This is a genomic window from Luteimonas qiangzhengi (assembly GCF_039548515.1).
Classification (GTDB): domain Bacteria; phylum Pseudomonadota; class Gammaproteobacteria; order Xanthomonadales; family Xanthomonadaceae; genus Luteimonas.
Window position 1 is genome coordinate 158,778 of record NZ_JBCLVE010000006.1, and the last position, 16,911, is coordinate 175,688.

A 16,911-nucleotide genomic window follows, 5' to 3' on the forward strand; every position below is an offset into this window, starting at 1 on the left:
CGGTCCGGCCGGAGTAGGCTGAAGCCATGGGGAATGTCCGGGGTTATCGCATGTCATGGCGGCCGCGCTCGCTGCAGGTGCGCCAGTTGCTGGCCGCCAGCGTTGGCCTGGTGGCATTCCTGGCGTTGGCCGGTTTCGCCCTGGATCGTGCGTTCATGGATGTGGCCAGTCAGGGCCAGCGCGAGCGCCTGCGGGTGTTTGCCGAGTTCTATGCGGGCACCATCGAGTTCGCTCGCGACGACACCCTGATCCCACCCGAATATCCCCCCGACGAGCGCTTCGAGCGCCCGGGTGGCGACCTGTATGCCGCGGTGGTGATGGCCGACTCGCACTGGCTGTCGGGGTCATCCCAGGGCCCGCAGCTGCCGGACATGCCGCTGCTGGATGGCGGCCAGGAACGGATCGACGGGCCGCTGTCGATGACCGACAGCGCCGGCCAGCAGGGCGAGGTGATCCGCTACGGGCGCGGTTTCGTGCTGGTGCGCGAGATGGGCGGGCAGGAAATCGAAACCCCCTTCAGCGTCTACATCATGGAAGACGCCGGCACCCTGCCCAGCCAGGTGCAGGTGTTCCGGCAGGCGCTGTGGCGCTATCTGGGCGTGTCCGGGGCAGTGCTGCTGCTGCTGCAGTCTGGCGTGCTGCGCTGGAGCCTGTGGCCGCTGCGGCGGGTGATCGACGAGCTGACCCGGGTGCAGCGCGGGCAGCTCAACCGCATGGGCGACCTGCACCCGCGCGAGCTGCAGCCGTTGACCGAGAGCATCAACGCGCTGATCGAGAGCGAGCGCCAGAACCTCGAGCACCAGCGCAACACCATGGCCGACCTGGCCCACAGCCTGAAGACGCCGCTGGCGGTGCTGCATACCCGCCTGGATTCGGATGCCAGCGATGCGGAACTGCGCGAGGATCTGGAAATCCAGCTGCGGCGCATGAATGACCTGGTCGGCTACCAGCTGGGGCGCGCGTCCTCACGCGGCCACAAGCTGTTTGCCGCGCCGGTCGAGATCGAGCCGCATGCCGAGCAGATCGTGCGCGGGCTGGAGAAGATCTACGCCAGCAAGGGCGTGCTGTGCGAGTTCGAGATCGATCCGGACGCCCGCTTCCACGGCGAGCCCGGCGACCTGCAGGAGCTGCTGGGCAACCTGCTTGAGAACGCCTTCAAGTGGGCGCAATCCCGGGTGCTGCTGACCGTGAAGCCCGGTGCGTCAGCGGCCAATCGCCGACCGGGCGTGATCCTGGCGGTGGAAGACAACGGCGCAGGCATTCCCGCCGACCGGATCGCGGCGGTGCTGCAGCGCGGTGTGCGCGGCGACGAGCGCGTGCACGGCCACGGCATCGGCCTGTCGATCGTGCAGGACATCATTGCCAGCTACCGCGGCGAGTTGAACGTGGGAATCTCGGAAGAACTCGGCGGCGCCCGCTTCGAAGTCGTCCTGCCGCCGGGGCTGTAGGAGCGCGCCATACGCGCTCCTACTTTGTGAAGGGGGAGGGGCCGTAGAAGCGTTCCAGGTGCGCGGCCACGTCGGGCATTTCGCGCTTGAGGGTGGCCGGATCGCTGAAGTGGTATTCGCTGCACACCGCGAAGAACTCCTCCGGCGCTTCTGCGGCGTAGGGGTCGATGGCGGTTTCCGCTTCGCCCTCCACCTGGGCAACGAAGGCGTCGTAGCTGCGCTGGAAGTCGCGCGCCCACTGCTGCTGCCAGGCGCGCGGCAGTGGAGGCGTTCCGTCGAGCACACCGTCCAGGGCGTCGATCTTGTGGGCCATTTCGTGGACCGCCACGCAGAAACCGGCGCGCGGAGTCGCCAGGTCCGATTCCACATCGGCCCACGACAGGATCAGCGGGCCGGATTCCCAGGCTTCGCCAATCAGCTCGTCGTCCCACTCATGCATCACGCCGGCGGCGTCGATGTGGGTGCGGTTCACCCGGAACGCGTCCGGGTAGACGATCAGTTCGCGCCAGCCCTGCAGGCCGCCAACGCCGAACTCCAGCAGCGGCAGGCAGCACAGCGCGGCCAGCTGCATCCGCTGGCTTGCATCCAGCTGCAGGTCGTTGATCGGGGTGATGGTTTTTTCCGCCAGAAACCGCGCTGCCAGCTGCTGCAGGCGGGCAGCGCGCTCACTGTCCAGGCGGGCGACCCATGGCGTGCGCGCACGGACGACGTGCCACAGGGATGGATCGGGGGGTGGGGGTTCGCGGCGCAGGCGCCGGATCAGGCCGAACACGCGCCCGGGGCCAGGCTCAGCGGAACATGCCCGGCAGCAGGCTGTGCGTGCGCGGCGTGCGGACGCTGTTCTCGGCGTTGCCACCGCGGTTTCCGGAAGAAGCCTTGCCATGGGAGGCGGCCTCGACATCGCCCGAAGTGCCCGCGATATGCGAGCTGTCGCCGGGTGCCTCGGGAGCCAGGACGGAATCACAGTCTCCGCCGTTGTCCAAGCTGGCCACGCTCTCTTCGCTCGCAAGCAGCGGCAGGCTTGCGCTTGAGAGCAGCAACACAATGGCGATGCGATAGATCATGTCCCGGACTATAACAGTCAACCCAGTCGCTCTGCATACATGTTTCGTGTTGCATTGCAACACCATTTGGTGGGCCGGTGGCTCCCTCGGAGTGAGCGAAAAGAGTGAGTGATAATCCACATGCCCTGGAATCCGCTGCAGCGCCTGCCATGCCTTCATCCCATTCCGGCTCCGCCGCCGAACCCCTGTCCGATCGCGCGCTGCTGGAGCGACTGCAGGCCGGCCCGGTGTCCGGCGATGTTCTGGCCCAGGCCAGCGGGCAGACGCGCGCCGCGGTGTGGAAGCGGATTGAAGCACTGCGCGCCGCCGGCGTGGAGATCGAGGCCAGTCCCGGCCGCGGCTATGCGCTGTCGCGGCCGCTGGAGCTGCTGGACGCGCAGGTGATCCTTGGGCAGCTGCCGGACACGGTACGGGCCGGGGTGGCGGACCTCGATGTGGCCTGGCTGATCGATTCGACCAATTCCGAACTGCTGCGCCGGCCGGCAGCGGCGAACGGCGCGCAGGTGCTGTTGGCCGAACGCCAGAGCGGGGGCCGCGGTCGGCGCGGTCGCAACTGGGAGTCACCGCTTGCCGCCAACCTGTACCTGTCGGTAGCGCGGCGCTTCGATGCCGGGCTGGCGCGGCTGGGCGGGCTGGGGCTGGTGGCCGGGCTGGCCGTGGCTGAAGCGCTGCACGCCTTCGGGATCGACCAGGTGGGGCTGAAGTGGCCCAACGATCTGGTGGTGGCCGCGCCCACGGGCGGGCTGCTCAAGCTGGGCGGCCTGCTGGCCGAGGGCGGCGGAGAAAACGCCGGGCCGGTCCGCGCCGTCATCGGCATTGGCCTGAACGTGCGCATGCCCGCCCAGACCGCAGCGGGCATTGATCAGCCCTGGACCGACCTGCACGCGCTGGCAGGCGACCGGCTCCCGTCCCGCAACCATCTGGCCGCCGGCTGCCTGGCGCGGCTGCTGCCGGCGCTGGCCGAGTTCGATCGCGAAGGACTGGCGCCGTTCCTGCAGCGCTACGCCGCGCTGGACGTGCTGGCAGGGCAGCAGGTGCAGGTGCACGGTTTCAACGGCATCCGCGAGGGCATCGCCCTGGGCATTGCCGCCGACGGGGCGCTGAGGGTGCAGATGGACGATGGCGAGCAGGCGGTGCATGCAGGCGAAGTCAGCATCCGGCCGGGCGGGGTGCGCCCGTGAGCCGCTGGCTGTTTGATCTGGGGAACACCCGGTTGAAGCTGGCTCCGGTAGATGCGCAGGGGCGGATTGGCGAAGTGCAGGCGATCGGGCATGACGGCAGCGCGTTCGCGCCAGGTTGGCAGGCGCTGCTGCCGGAGCGGATCGGGTCCGCCGCGGTGTCCAGCGTGGTCGCCGCGCCGCTGCGTACCCGCCTGCTGGACGCGTTGTGTGCGCGCAGCGGCAGGATTTCGCTGGCCAGCACGCTGGCCCGCTGCGACGGCGTGCGGATTGCCTACCCGCGTCCGGCGCGGCTGGGCGTGGACCGGTTTCTCACTTTGCTCGGCGCGCACGCCCGGGGGCCGGGGCCATGGCTGCTGGTGGGCGTGGGCACGGCGCTGACCATCGATCTGCTCGATGACCAGGGCGTCCACCATGGCGGCCGCATTGCCCCCTCGCCGGCGCTGATGCGCCAGGCCCTGCACGCGCGCGCTGCCCAGCTGCCCGGGGAGGGCGGCGCCTACATGGAGTTTGCTGCCGACACCGATGACGCCCTGGCTTCCGGTTGCGAAGGGGCCGCCCTGGCCCTCATTGAGCGCAGCCGCAGCGTGGCCACGCGCCAGCTGGGCCAGACGCCCACGCTGCTGATGCATGGCGGTGGTGCCGGACCGCTGGCGGCGGGCCTCGAAGGCGCCGTGCCCGCCCCCCAGCTGGTGCTGGAAGGGCTGGCACGGTGGCTGGGGATGGAAGAGTCGGCCTGAACGCCTAGAATCCGGTCATGCATCTGCGCGCACTGATTGTCCTGTTGGCGGTGATGAACCTGGGGGTGGCCCTGTGGTGGGCCGCGCGCCCGACGCCGGAACCCCCGCCCCTGCCGGAGCTGCCGGCCGATGTGCCGCGCCTGCTGCTGGCGTCGGAGGCCGAGCCCGATGTGCTGGAGGCGGCGGCGCTGGGTGCAGCCGGGGTGTTTGACAGCCAATCGCCGTCCGCAGAGGCAGTGGTTGATGGGATGCCAGCCGGTGAGGATGACGGCGCGGCCAATAACGCCAGGGCAGATGCCGATAATTCGCAGGCCTCCGACGCTCCGGGGCTGGCCTGCTTCAGGCTGGGGCCGTGGCAGCAGGAGGAACAGCTGGCAGCGGCCCGGTCCGTGCTGCAGCCACGCGTCCAGCGGATCCTGCGGCGCGAGGTGCCGGTTGATCCATCCGGCTGGCGGGTGATGCTGCCGCCGCTGGCCGGTCGCGACCAGGCGCAGGCAATGGTGGCCCGTCTGGAAGAAGCTGGCTTCAATGATCACTTCATCGTGGGCCAAGGTGACAACGCCAATGCGATCGCCCTGGGCCGGTTCACCGCCGAGGACAGGGCCCGGCGTCACCAGGCGGCGCTGGGCGCGGCTGGCTTCGAGGTCAGCGTGGAGCCGCTGGGCGGAGGTGACCCGGTGCTGTGGTTGGACGTGGCTGCAGTGCAGCTGGATGCCGAGTCCGCGCGCGCCGCGGCGCAGGCCGGGCAGGCCACCGAAATCAATTGCGGCCCCCTGCAGTGAAGCCGGGCCCATGGCGCGCTAGAATGCCTGCCGGATCCAAGCCGCTTTAGCTCAGCTGGTAGAGCAACCGCCTTGTAAGCGGTAGGTCGTCCGTTCGAGTCGGACAAGCGGCACCAGACCCAGGCAGATACCGATGAACAGGAAACATCCCCCCGTTTCGATCTTTGGCGTGCCTACCGATGTAGGCGCCGGGCACCAGGGCACGCGCATGGGGCCCGAAGCCCTGCGGATTGCCGGACTGGCCGAGGCGCTGCGCGGGCGCGGCGTGGATGTGGTGGACCGCGGCAATCTCGATGGCCCGGCCAACCCGTGGCAGCCTCCGGTGGAGGGCTATCGCCATCTGGATGAAGTGGTGGCCTGGAACCGCGCGGTGCGCGCGGCATCGCTTGCCGAACTGCGCGCGGGACGGATGCCGGTCATGCTCGGCGGCGATCACTGCCTGGCCATCGGATCGATCTCGGCGGTGGCCGACCACTGCCGGGAGCAGGGTCGCGAGCTGCGCATCCTGTGGCTGGACGCGCACTCCGACTTCAACACCAGCGATGTCACCCCGTCGGGCAACGTGCACGGCATGCCGGTGGCCTGCCTGTGCGGCCTCGGCCCGGACGTGCTGACCGGGATTGGCGATCACGTGCCGGCCATTTCGCCCGCCCAGATCAAACAGATCGGTATCCGCTCCGTGGACCAGGAGGAAAAGCGCCTGGTCAAGGAATACGGCCTGGATATCTACGACATGCGCTTCATCGATGAGGTCGGGATGAAGCGCACCATGCAGCAGGCGCTGGCGGACCTGGACGACAATGTGCACCTGCACGTGAGCTTCGACGTGGACATGCTGGATCCGTCCATCGCCCCGGGCACCGGTACCCGCGTGCCGGGCGGGCTGAATTACCGCGAAGCGCAGCTGGTAATGGAAATGATCGCCGACACCGGCCGCATGGCCTCGCTCGACGTCGTGGAAGTCAGTCCCACGCTGGATATCCGCAACACCACGGCGGAGCTGGCCGTTGAGATGGTGGAAAGCCTGTTCGGCAAGTCCACGCTCATGCGCGACTGAACGGGGCCCGCCCGTGGTTCGCACGGGCTTCACGCCAAGCTGGGTTTCATGGATCCCACGGGCCGCGCATCTATATCTGGATGCCATGTCCGGATGCCATATCCGGATGCGCTGCCCAACCCCTTACCAAGGAGAGATCCATGAAGCGTTTGACTGCACTGCTGCTGCTCGCCCTGTTCACTGCCGGCACGTTCACGGCCTGCAACACCGTTCGCGGTGCGGGTCAGGATGTGCAGAAGGTTGGTGAGAAGGTGGAAGAAAAGGCCGAGGAAACCGGCGGCACCGACCCGCTCTGATCACAGCACCTGCCGCGCCCCTGGCGCGGAAAGACTGGAAAGCCGGCGCAAGCCGGCTTTCTTTTTGCTCGCAATCCCTTCGTTCATGCATGTCAACGCCACCCAACGAAATCTTGACCCGGCCTTCAAGCCGGTCACTGCAAAGTGCAGGTGCGCGGCAACAACCGCGTCATCCCCACAAGCGAGGTAACACTCATGAACAAAGACATCATTTCCGGCAAGTGGTCCCAGGTCAAAGGCAAGGCGCAGGCCAAGTGGGGCGACCTGACCGACGACGTGTTCGACGTGGCCGAAGGCAACAGCGAGTACCTGGCCGGCAAGCTGCAGGAACAGTACGGCTGGGGTCGCGACCGCGCCGAGAAGGAAGTCAAGGACTTCGAGCGCTCGCTCTGATTCTGCCGCCCGCGGTGAGCACATAGGCGCTCACGACGGGTTCTCAGTGAACCACGGGGGCCGGCCATGCCGGCCCTCGTTGTGTCCGGGTAAACTGCTGGGCCCACCGTCATCCTGCCTGCAATGAGCCAACGTCCGCTTCGCGTCCTTACCGGTATCAAGCCCACTGGCGTGCCGCACCTGGGCAACTACGTGGGCGCCATCCGCCCCGCGATCGTTGCCAGTGAAGCCCCAGGCGTGGAGAGCTTCTTCTTCCTCGCCGACTATCACGCCCTGATCAGCACCCACGATCCGGTCCGCGTACAGCGTTCCACCCTGGAGGTGGCTGCCAGCTGGCTGGCCTGCGGCCTGGATCCGAAGCGGGTGGCGTTCTACCGCCAGTCCGATATCCCCGAGACCACCGAGTTGACCTGGCTGCTGACCTGCGTGGCCGGCAAGGGGCTGCTCAACCGCGCCCACGCCTACAAGGCCGCGGTGGACCGCAACCGCGAGGACGGCGAGGACGACGACGCCGGGGTGACCGCCGGGTTGTTCATGTATCCGGTGCTGATGGCCGCCGACATCCTGCTGTTCAACGCCGATCAGGTGCCGGTGGGCCGGGACCAGATCCAGCACATCGAGATGGCGCGCGACTTCGGCCAGCGCTTCAATCACCTCTATGGCGAGCACTTCACCCTGCCCGAGGCGCTGGTGGAGGAGCAGGTGGCCACGCTTCCGGGCCTGGACGGCCGCAAGATGAGCAAGAGCTACGACAACGTGATTCCGCTGTTCGCGCCGCGCGATCAGCTGCGCAAGGCGGTGTTCTCGATCGTGACCGACTCGCGCACCCCGGGCGAGCCCAAGGACACCGAAGGCTCGGCGCTGTTCGAGCTGTATCGCGCGTTCGCCAGCGCGGAAGAAACCGTGGCGATGCAGCAGGCGTTTGCCGCCGGCATTGCCTGGGGCGAAGCCAAGGAGCGCCTGTTCGAGCGCATTGATGTTGAAGTGGCGCCGCTGCGCGAGCGCTACAACGCGCTGGTGGCGGATCCGGCCGCGATCGAGCGCCAGCTGCGCGAGGGCGCGGCGCGCCTGCGTGAGGAAGTCGCCGCACCGCTGCTGCGTGAATTGCGCTCGGCGGTGGGGCTGCATGAGCTGTCACAGCCGCTGGGTGCGAAAACAGAAGACAAGGAAGCGATCACGACCGCGCCGCCCCAGTTCAAGCAGTACCGCGAAGATGACGGCCGCTTCTATTTCAAACTGGTGGATGGTGAGCGCCTGCTGCTGCAGAGCGAAGGCCACGAGTCGCCACGCGGTGCGGGCCAGCTGATTGCCAGGCTCAAGCGCGAAGCAGGTGCCGGTCTGCATCATGTGGAAGCGGTTGGTGTGCACCTGGGCGGCGACCTGATCGGCCGTCTGGGTGAGGCGGTGGCGGTGGAGCAGCTGATGCAGGCACTGGCCCGGTTTGCCGAGGCCGAGCTTTGAACTCGCTGGTCGAGATCAATCTTGCCCTGATCCTGTTCGTGCCGTGGTTCCTGATCCTCGGCGCGCTGTTCTGGATCTATCCGCGCCAGCCCCGCGGGCGCGCACGGCGGGTGTACGACGTGCTGGCCCTGCTGCTGGCCGTGGTGGCGTTTGCATACACCCAGTACTGGGCGCTGGACGTGGCCGACCCGGATTACGGACGCATGTGGGGCCAGATCCTGGCCACGGCGATCGGCTATGCGGTGTACCTGGCGGTCATGACGGCCGCGTTTTTCCTGCGGTCGCGAATCCTTCGCACGCGCTGAGCACGCGCGAATGCGACCAAAGCACGATCCCGGCTTGCGCTGGGGGAGCCTAGACTGACCGCATTTCAGCGGTTTGTGGAGTTCCAGTCAGGTATGTCTGCTCCGGATGGCATTGTCACGATCGACACCGGCTATGTGCGGCCGGGGTTCTGCGCCGCCTATCTGGTGATCGAAAACGGTCGCGCCGCTTTCATCGATACCGGCACCGGCAAGAGCGTGCCGCGCCTGCTGGCGGCGCTGCACGAGCAAGGACTTGAGACCAGCGATGTCGACTGGGTGATCGCCACCCACGTGCACCTGGACCATGCCGGCGGCGCCGGGCCGCTGATGCAGCAGCTGCCCAATGCCACCTTCGCAGTCCATCCGCAGGGCGCCCGGCACATGCGCGATCCCGCGCGGCTGGAGGCCAGTGCGCGGGCGGTCTATGGCGATGAGTACGACCTGCACCATGGCCCGCTCACCCCCATTCCCGAGCAGCGCACGCGGGTGGTGGAGAGCGGCGAGGTGCTGGACCTGTCCGGCCGGCCGCTGCGCTGCGTGGACACGCCAGGGCACGCCCGCCACCACCTGTCGGTGTGGGATGCGCGCAGCCGCAGCTGGTTCTGCGGCGATACGTTCGGCATTTCCTATCGCGAGCTGGATTCGGCCCGCGGGGCGTTCATTGTGCCCAGCACGTCACCGGTGCAGTTTGATCCGGATGCGCTGCGCAGCTCGATCCGCCGGATCCTGGCGGAGGCGCCGCGGGCGGTGTATGTGACCCATTACGGCCGGGTGTCAGGCGTACAGGAGCTGGGCACGCGCCTGATTGCCCAGGTCGACGGAATGGTCGACCTGGCGCGCGGCTGCGACGGCAGCCCGGATCGCCATGAGCGGCTGGTGGAGGGCCTGGCCCGCAAGTACACCGCGAACGCCCAGCGTCTGGGCATCGTCGACACCGCCCAGGTCACGAGGCTGCTGGAGATGGACATCGAGCTCAACGCCCAGGGCCTGGGCGTCTGGCTGGACCGCACCCGGCAAGCCACCGCAGCCGCCACCACCCGGTAGGAGCGCGCCATGCGGGATTTTCCCTGCCCGTACTGCTGGGCAGGGAACAGGCGTGACGCCGGGCGTCAGTTCGGCAGGGACAGGTCGTCCAGCAGCGCCTTGAGGAAGCGCGCGGCTTCGCCGCCGGTGGCGGCGCGGTGGTCGAAGGTCAGCGAGATCGGCATGCGCCGGTGCACTTCAACGCCGCCCATCACCGCCACTACATCGTGGCTCAGCTTGCCCGCGCCGACGATCGCAACGCACGGCGGCACCACCACCGGAGTGGCATAGCGGCCGGCGAACATGCCGAAGTTGGACAGGCTGATGGTGTAGCCCGACAGCTCGCTGGCCGGAATGGAGCGGTCCTCGACCTGCTGGCGCAGACGCTGGATTGACGAGCGGATGCCGCCCGCGTCGAGCACGTCGGCATTGCGCAGGGCCGGCACGAACAGGCCGTCGTCAGTGTCCACGGCGATGCCGATGTCCACGTGCGCGTGCATGGTGCGGGTGAGGTTCTTGCCGTCGAACCACGCGTTCAGCGCCGGCACTGCCTTGGCCGCGGCACAGATGGAGCGGATCAGGCGGGCGGTGATGTCCTGCTTGCCAATCCAGGCGTGCAGGTCGGCATCGTCCACCAGCGTGGTCGGCACGACCTGGGTGTGCGCATCGGCCATGACCCGGGCCATGTTGCGGCGCACGCCCTTGAGCTGTTCCGGCTGGCCGGTAGCAGCGACGGACGGCGGCTGGGTGCGCATCGGGCGGCCGGACTGGGACACCGGGGCACGCTGCGCAGCTGCGGCAGGGGCGGGCGACGGCGCCTGGGCCACGCGGTCCACCGCGCGCTGTGCCGGTGCGGAACCCGCCTTGGCGGTCCCGTCGGCAGCGGCCTTCTTCACGTCGGCCAGGCTGACCACGCCGTTGGGACCGGTGGCCGTCACCCGGCTCAGGTCCACGCCCAGCTTGCGGGCCATCGCGCGCACGGCGGGCATCGCCTTGACGCCGCCAACGGCCACGGCCTGCTCGGTGTGGACATGGTCGGACGACTGCATGGCGCCGACCACGGTGCCGGCATCCTGGCGCACTTCGCCCTTGGGTGCCGGCTCGCCATCGGCCTCGATCGCGCCGCCGTCATCGGAGGCGACCACGCGGTCGTCGGGTGCCGGATCCTGGCTGCCCACGCCCTTGTCGCCATCATCATCATGATTGCCGCCGCCGTGGTTGTGGCCGGTGTCCTGGCCTTCGGCGCGCTGCGGCATGGAGGGGTCGATCTCGAATTCGGCCAGCATCTTGCCGGTGACGATCACGTCACCCGCCGCGCCGGACAGCTTCAGCACCTTGCCCGAGACCGGGGAGGGCACTTCGACCACGGCCTTGGCGGTTTCCATGGAGACCAGCGGGTCGTCCAGACGGATGGTGTCGCCTTCCTTGACGCTCCATTCAACGATGGTGGCGTCCGGCAGGCCTTCGCCCAGGTCGGGCAGGAAAAAGGTCTTCTTGTTGCTCATGGCATTTTCCATTGGGCGGGCCGTGGCCCGCCGGTAGGTGACAGGGTCCGGAAGGTCAGCCGTGGGACACGGCGCGCTTGGCGGCTTCGACCACACGGTCCACGCTGGGCAGGAACTTCATTTCCAGGCGGAACAGCGGGATGTGGGTGTCCGGGCCGGTGACGCGCTCGACCGGGGCGACCAGGTCGAACATGGACTCCTCGGCCAGGCGCGCGGCGACTTCGGCACCGAAACCAGCGGTCTTCGGGGCTTCCTGCACGATCACGCAGCGGCCGGTCTTGCTGACCGACTCGGCGATGGTGGCGAAGTCCAGCGGACGCAGGGTGGCCACGTCGATCACTTCGGCGCTGATGCCTTCGGCGGCCAGCTTGTCGGCAGCTTCCAGGGCTTCCTTCACCTGTGCGCCCCAGGTCACCAGGGTCACATCGGTGCCGTCACGCAGCACGTAGCACACGTCCAGCGGCAGGGCTTCGCCGTCGTCCGGCACCATTTCCTTGTACTGGCGATAGATGCGCTTGGGCTCGAAGAAGATCACCGGATCCGGCTCGCGGATTGCCGACAGCAGCATGCCGTAGGCGCGCTGCGGCGAGGACGGCATGACCACGCGCAGGCCCGGCACGTTGGTGAAGATCGATTCGTTGGCCTCGCTGTGATGCTCCGGGGCACGGATACCACCGCCCCACGGCACGCGCAGCACCATCGGGCAGGTCAGGCGGCCGCGGGTGCGGTAGCGCATGCGCGCGGCGTGGCTGACGATGAAGTCGACCATCGGGTACATGAAGCCGTCGAACTGGGCCTCGGCGATCGGCTTCATGCCCTGGCTGGCCATGCCGACGGTCAGGCCGGCAATGGTGGTTTCATCCAGCGGGGTGTCGATGACGCGCTCGCTGCCGAACTGGGAGTGCAGCCCGGCGGTGGCACGGAACACGCCGCCGTTGACGCCCACGTCCTCGCCCAGCACCACGACGCGTTCGTCGTTGCGCATTTCATAGGCCATGGCCTGGGTCAATGCTTCGATCAGGGTGATCGGGTTGGCCTGCTGGTTGCTCATGACCGGCCCTCCCGCTCGATGGCTTCCTGACGTTGGGCCAGCAGATCGGCCGGCGGATCGGCATACAGATAGTCGAACATGGCTTCCACCGGCTGCACCGGAGTGCTGAGGTAGGCGTTGATTTCCACGTCCACCTTTTCCTCGCACTCGGCCAGCCAGGCCTTCTCCTCGTCTTCGCTCCACACGCCTGAATCAGTCAGGTACGTGCGCAGGCGGGTCATGGGTTCACGCGTCCAGCCGTCCTTGACCTCGGCCTCGTCGCGGTAGCGGCTGGCGTCGTCGGCGGTGGTGTGGTCGTGCAGGCGGTAGGTCATCATTTCGATGACGGTGCCGCCTTCGCCCTTGCGGGCGCGTTCGGTGGCGCGGCGCATGCCTTCCAGCACGGCGATCAGGTCGTTGCCGTCCAGCTGCACGCAGTGCAGGCCGCCGGCCAGGCCCTTCTGGGCCAGGGTCTCGGCGCCGGTCTGGGCCGAGCGGGGCACGGAAATGGCCCAGCCGTTGTTGATCACGCACAGCACCAGCGGCGCCTTGAAGGCACCGGCGGAGTTCACTGCGGCGTAGAAGTCGGTCTTGGACGAGCCGCCGTCTCCGCAGCAGGCCACGGCGACGCGCTCCTGCTTGCGCAGCTTGAACGACAGGGCGGCACCGGCGGCCATCAGGCACTGGGTGGAAATCGGCACGCACCAGGGGTAGTCGTTGCGCGGCACTTCAAAGTCGTTGCCACGCTCGTCGCCGCCCCAGTACATCAGGACGTCGCGAGGCTTCACGCCGCGCATGAACTGCGCGCCGTATTCGCGGTAGCTGGGTGCGAAGACGTCTTCGGGCTGCATGGCGGCGCCGATTCCGACGTGGGCGGCTTCGTGGCCCAGGCTGGCGGCATAGGTGCCGAGCTTGCCGGTACGCTGCAGTTTGATGGCTTTGCTGTCGAAGGTGCGTACGAACAGCATCTGTTTGAACATGGGCACGAGGGCCTTGGGATCCCGGAATGCTTCGGGCAGTTCGGCAACAAGCTTGCCGTCGGGGCCGAGGTATTGCAGGTATTCGATCTCGAATTTAGCGGCGACAGTCATGGAATCAACGAGTTCGGGACAAGGCGACAATGATAGCTGGTCCGGGTTGCGGCGATATTGCGCGGTGCGGCATGACTTCGGGGGTGGGATCTGGTTGATCTGACGGGCCCCGTCGCGGCCGGGAGGCCTCTGCGCTCCATGTCCCCCGGCGGCCTGCGGCCGCCTCCTCCTTGACTTACGCGCAGAGGCCTCCCGTCCACGACGGGGCTCGGCTCTCTGGTGGGAGGGTTCATGACGTCATGCGCAGTCGGGTAATCTGCGCGGATGACCGAAGACCGCAATCAGCGCGCCCTTGAAGAGGGCATTCATACCGATCTGGATGGCAGCCTGACCTATGGCGGCTATCTGCGCCTGGATCTGCTGCTGGCTGCGCAGCAGCCGGTGACGGAGCCGCAGCATCACGACGAGATGCTGTTCATCGTGCAGCACCACGTGTCGGAGCTGTGGTTGAAGCTGATCATCCACGAGCTGGGTGCGGCGCTGGAGTATCTGCGTAACGACCAGCGGGGGCAGTGTCGCAAGGTGCTGGCGAGGTGCAAGAAGGTGCTGCACCAGCTGACCGAGCAGTGGTCGGTGCTGGAGACGCTTACGCCGGCCGAATACGCCGAGTTCCGCAATCTGCTGGGTCCGTCGTCCGGTTTCCAGTCGCTGCAATACCGCACGGTGGAGTTCCTGCTGGGCAACAAGAACGCCGACATGCTGAAGGTGTTTTCCTACGATCCCGCGGGGCAGGCCAGCCTGCGCGCCGCGTTAGAAACGCCGGGTCTGTACGACGAGTTCCTGCGCTATCTGGCCCGTCAGGGGCATGCGGTGCCGGAGCGGCATCTGCAGCGGGACTGGACCCAGCCGCATGTTCACGATGATGCGCTGGTGGACATCTTTGCGGCGATCTATGCCGATACCGACGGCTGCTGGCGCGAATATTCGCTGTGTGAGGACCTGGTGGATCTGGAAAGCCAGTTCCAGCTGTGGCGCTATCGGCACATGCGCACCGTGCTGCGGATCATCGGGTTCAAGCGGGGCACGGGGGGATCCAGCGGCGTTGGCTTCCTGAAGAAGGCGCTGGATCTGAGTTTCTTCCCGGAACTGTTTGATGCCCGTACCCGGATCGGGCAGGGCGACTGAGCCCGGCTGACAGGGATGGAAATCGCGCCACCAATCCTGCCGGTCTGGGTCCAGGCAACTGCCTGGGGGCTGGCCGCGCTGGTGCTGGCCTGGCAGGGGCGCCCGCTGTGGCAGCGTCTGCACGGGGCAGGACAGGCGGCGGCGCGGGTGCTGCTGGTCCTCGCCCTGGTGCTGATGGCGGTGCGCTGGTTCAACACCGCACCGCTGCAGGACGTGATGCTGCACCTGACCGGCGCAAGCATTGCCACCCTGCTGGTGGGTGCAGGCCCGGCGTGCTGGGTGATGGCGGCGGCGAGCCTGTCAGGGGTGTTGATGGGCGCGGCCTGGCACGGCTGGGCGATGGATTTCCTGGTGACCGGTGCGCTGCCGGTGGCGGTGACCGCGGTGTTCTCGCGTGGGGTGCGGCGCTGGTTGCCACACAACATCGTCGTATACGTGATGGGCAACGCCTTTTTTGCTTCCGCGGCGGCCATGGCGGCCACGGTGCTGGCCAAGTTTGCGGTGGTTGCCTGGCTGGGCAGCCGTTCGGCAGCGGCCTACCTGATCGCCACTCCGCTGCTGGCGCTGGCCGAGGCGTTCCTGACCGGCACGCTGATGGCGGTGATCGTGGTGTACCGGCCGCAGTGGTGCGTGTCGTTTGACGACAAGGTGTACCTGTGGCCGGAGCGGCCGATGTAGCTGCAATGTGGCCATTGGGGGGTCCCAGCACGCCCCGGGGCTGCTAGCATGCGGCGGGTTCACCTTCAGCCAGGAGACAGAATGAGCCATCCGGACCCCGATGTTGCAAGCGCCCCCCGCGGCGTTGTGACGCGCATGCTCGACGTCGTCGAGCGCGTTGGCAACAAACTGCCGGATCCGGCAATGCTGTTCCTGATCCTGATGCTGCTGACCTGGGTGGTCTCGGCGGTGATGTCCGGCTGGTCCTTCAGCGAGATCGATCCGCGCACCGGCGATCCGGTTGCAATCAACAACCTGCTCTCGGGCGCGAGCCTGACGGCGTTCATGGCCACCATGGTGCAGACTTTCGTCAACTTCGCCCCGCTGGGCGTGGTGCTGGTGGCGATGCTGGGTCTGGGCGTGGCCGAACACACCGGTTTCATCAATGCGCTGCTGCGGGCAATCCTCAGCGTGACCCCGAAGATGCTGCTGACGCCTGCCCTGATCGGCGTGGGCATCCTCAGCCACATTGCGGTGGACGCCGGTTACGTGCTGGTGATTCCGCTGGGCGCGGTGATCTTCTACGCGGCCGGGCGCCATCCGCTGGCCGGTATTGCAGCGGCGTTCGCGGGCGTGTCGGGCGGGTTTTCGGCCACGTTCTTCGTGCCCTCCAGCCTGGATCCGATGCTCGCCGGCCTGACCCAGGAAGCGGCGCGGATCCTGGATCCGGGCATGGAGATCAACCCGCTCAACAACTACTTCTTCACCACCGCCTCGACCTTCCTGGTGATCCTGGTGGGCTGGTTCCTGACCGACCGGGTAATCGAGCCGCGCCTGAAGGCCACCCGGGTGGATGGCGATGTCAGCGACATGCCGAAGATGGAAAAGCTCGACCCGAATGAACGGCGCGGGCTGACCTGGTCGGTGGTGGCGATGGCCGTGGCCATCGTGCTGTTCGTGCTGACCCTGCTGCCGGAAGGCACGCCCTGGGCTGCCGATCCGTCCACGCTGGCCCCGGGCACCCAGCCACTGCTGGCATTCACCGCGCCGCTGATGCAGTCGATCGTCGGGTTGATCTTCATCTTCTTCCTGATCCCGGGCGTGGTGTACGGCTACGTTGCCGGAACCGCGAAGACCCACCGCGACATCATCCAGGGCATGAGCAAGTCGATGAGCGGGATGGGCTACTACATCGTCATGGCGTTTTTCGCCGCCCAGTTCATCTACGCCTTCAGCCAATCCAACCTGGGTGTGCTCTTTGCCATCAAGGGAGCCAACGCGCTGCAGGCAATGGGGCTGCACATGTCGCTGATGCTCGTTGGCCTGGTGCTGCTGTCCGGAGCGGTCAACCTGCTGATCGGCTCGGCTTCGGCGAAGTGGGCGCTGATTGGCGCAATCATGGTGCCGATGATGATGCAGCTCGGGATATCGCCCGACCTCACCCAGGCGGCTTACCGGGTGGGCGATTCGAGCACCAACATCGTCACCCCGCTGCTGCCGTACTTCCCGCTGATCGTGGTGTTCTGCCAGAAGTACGTGAAGGGATCCGGGGTGGGCACGCTGCTGGCGCTGATGCTGCCGTTCGCGTTCAGCCTGCTGGTGATCTGGACCCTGTTCCTGATTGCCTTCTGGGCGTTGGGAATCCCGCTTGGTGTGGGCTCCACCTACGTGTATCCAAGTCCCTGACGGCGGGTTGCGCAGACCCATTCCGTAACCGCGGCCGTCGCGGTAGTTTGAATTTTCCAGTGGTGCCCGC

18 protein-coding genes and 1 tRNA gene are annotated in these 16,911 nt (G+C 67.4%); 14 read left to right on the plus strand and 5 right to left on the minus strand.

Annotation, left to right across the window (positions count from 1 at the left end):
* Positions 1 to 71 precede the first annotated feature (71 nt).
* Complete coding sequence (locus tag WCE59_RS06035) at positions 72 to 1,448, plus strand: sensor histidine kinase (protein WP_343257920.1); 1,377 nt, start codon at positions 72 to 74, stop codon at positions 1,446 to 1,448.
* A gap of 19 nt (positions 1,449 to 1,467) precedes the next feature.
* Here WCE59_RS06035 and WCE59_RS06040 read toward each other — a convergent pair whose 3' ends face one another.
* Together WCE59_RS06040 and WCE59_RS06045 are read right to left on the minus strand one after the other, a co-directional pair.
* Positions 1,468 to 2,211, minus strand: a complete 744-nt coding sequence (locus tag WCE59_RS06040) for a M90 family metallopeptidase (RefSeq protein ID WP_343257921.1) — start codon at positions 2,209 to 2,211, stop codon at positions 1,468 to 1,470.
* Positions 2,212 to 2,236: 25 nt separating this feature from the next.
* Positions 2,237 to 2,512 carry a hypothetical protein gene (locus WCE59_RS06045; RefSeq protein WP_343257827.1) on the minus strand — a complete coding sequence of 92 codons (276 nt, stop codon included), beginning with the start codon at positions 2,510 to 2,512 and terminating at the stop codon, positions 2,237 to 2,239.
* Positions 2,513 to 2,661: 149 nt separating this feature from the next.
* On the opposite strand from WCE59_RS06045, the gene birA reads away from it, so the two are divergent.
* The 10 genes from birA (at position 2,662) to WCE59_RS06095 (ending at position 9,768) form a co-directional block, all read left to right on the plus strand.
* Positions 2,662 to 3,693 (plus strand): bifunctional biotin--[acetyl-CoA-carboxylase] ligase/biotin operon repressor BirA, encoded by a 1,032-nt coding sequence (gene birA, locus WCE59_RS06050; protein ID WP_343257922.1) that lies wholly within the window; start codon positions 2,662 to 2,664, stop codon positions 3,691 to 3,693.
* The gene (locus tag WCE59_RS06055; RefSeq protein WP_343257828.1) at positions 3,690 to 4,430 is read left to right on the plus strand and encodes a type III pantothenate kinase; all 741 of its coding nucleotides are present in this window, start codon (positions 3,690 to 3,692) and stop codon (positions 4,428 to 4,430) included. The genes birA and WCE59_RS06055 overlap by 4 nt, the downstream gene beginning before the upstream one ends.
* A gap of 17 nt (positions 4,431 to 4,447) precedes the next feature.
* A complete protein-coding gene (locus WCE59_RS06060; RefSeq protein WP_343257829.1) occupies positions 4,448 to 5,212 on the plus strand; it encodes an SPOR domain-containing protein in 765 nt (254 codons plus the stop codon).
* Positions 5,213 to 5,252: 40 nt separating this feature from the next.
* Positions 5,253 to 5,328 (plus strand) — tRNA-Thr (locus tag WCE59_RS06065).
* A 17-nt stretch (positions 5,329 to 5,345) separates the two neighbouring features.
* The gene (rocF, locus tag WCE59_RS06070) at positions 5,346 to 6,269 is read left to right on the plus strand and encodes an arginase (protein WP_343257830.1); all 924 of its coding nucleotides are present in this window, start codon (positions 5,346 to 5,348) and stop codon (positions 6,267 to 6,269) included.
* A 140-nt stretch (positions 6,270 to 6,409) separates the two neighbouring features.
* Positions 6,410 to 6,565 carry an entericidin A/B family lipoprotein gene (locus tag WCE59_RS06075; protein ID WP_343257831.1) on the plus strand — a complete coding sequence of 52 codons (156 nt, stop codon included), beginning with the start codon at positions 6,410 to 6,412 and terminating at the stop codon, positions 6,563 to 6,565.
* A 195-nt stretch (positions 6,566 to 6,760) separates the two neighbouring features.
* A complete protein-coding gene (locus WCE59_RS06080; RefSeq protein WP_343257832.1) occupies positions 6,761 to 6,958 on the plus strand; it encodes a CsbD family protein in 198 nt (65 codons plus the stop codon).
* Positions 6,959 to 7,081: 123 nt separating this feature from the next.
* Entirely contained in the window at positions 7,082 to 8,419 is a 1,338-nt protein-coding gene (locus WCE59_RS06085) for a tryptophan--tRNA ligase (protein WP_449284118.1), read from the plus strand.
* Positions 8,416 to 8,724 (plus strand): hypothetical protein, encoded by a 309-nt coding sequence (locus WCE59_RS06090; RefSeq protein ID WP_343257833.1) that lies wholly within the window; start codon positions 8,416 to 8,418, stop codon positions 8,722 to 8,724. Before WCE59_RS06085 ends, WCE59_RS06090 begins: the two co-directional genes overlap by 4 nt.
* A gap of 93 nt (positions 8,725 to 8,817) precedes the next feature.
* On the plus strand, positions 8,818 to 9,768 hold the full coding sequence (locus tag WCE59_RS06095; RefSeq protein ID WP_343257834.1) for an MBL fold metallo-hydrolase: 951 nt from the start codon (positions 8,818 to 8,820) through the stop codon (positions 9,766 to 9,768).
* A 65-nt stretch (positions 9,769 to 9,833) separates the two neighbouring features.
* Here the strand turns inward: WCE59_RS06095 and WCE59_RS06100 are convergent, their stop codons facing one another.
* From WCE59_RS06100 to pdhA, 3 genes are read right to left on the minus strand one after another with little or no spacing between them, the layout of a single operon-like run.
* Positions 9,834 to 11,252: a dihydrolipoamide acetyltransferase family protein gene (locus WCE59_RS06100; RefSeq protein ID WP_343257835.1), complete on the minus strand. Its 1,419-nt coding sequence runs from the start codon at positions 11,250 to 11,252 to the stop codon at positions 9,834 to 9,836.
* Between the two features lie 55 nt (positions 11,253 to 11,307).
* Positions 11,308 to 12,303 (minus strand): alpha-ketoacid dehydrogenase subunit beta, encoded by a 996-nt coding sequence (locus tag WCE59_RS06105; RefSeq protein ID WP_343257836.1) that lies wholly within the window; start codon positions 12,301 to 12,303, stop codon positions 11,308 to 11,310.
* Positions 12,300 to 13,373, minus strand: coding sequence for a pyruvate dehydrogenase (acetyl-transferring) E1 component subunit alpha (gene pdhA / locus WCE59_RS06110; RefSeq protein ID WP_343257837.1), 1,074 nt, complete (start codon positions 13,371 to 13,373; stop codon positions 12,300 to 12,302). Before pdhA ends, WCE59_RS06105 begins: the two co-directional genes overlap by 4 nt.
* Before the next feature lie 264 nt (positions 13,374 to 13,637).
* Here pdhA and WCE59_RS06115 point away from each other — a divergent pair, with 264 nt between their 5' ends.
* The 3 genes from WCE59_RS06115 to WCE59_RS06125 all read left to right on the plus strand — a co-directional run bounded on the left by WCE59_RS06115 (position 13,638) and on the right by WCE59_RS06125 (position 16,841).
* On the plus strand, positions 13,638 to 14,498 hold the full coding sequence (locus WCE59_RS06115; protein WP_343257838.1) for a tryptophan 2,3-dioxygenase: 861 nt from the start codon (positions 13,638 to 13,640) through the stop codon (positions 14,496 to 14,498).
* A gap of 15 nt (positions 14,499 to 14,513) precedes the next feature.
* Complete coding sequence (locus WCE59_RS06120; RefSeq protein ID WP_343257839.1) at positions 14,514 to 15,176, plus strand: energy-coupling factor ABC transporter permease; 663 nt, start codon at positions 14,514 to 14,516, stop codon at positions 15,174 to 15,176.
* Positions 15,177 to 15,257: 81 nt separating this feature from the next.
* Positions 15,258 to 16,841 (plus strand): AbgT family transporter, encoded by a 1,584-nt coding sequence (locus WCE59_RS06125; RefSeq protein WP_343257840.1) that lies wholly within the window; start codon positions 15,258 to 15,260, stop codon positions 16,839 to 16,841.
* Positions 16,842 to 16,911: the final 70 nt, after the last annotated feature.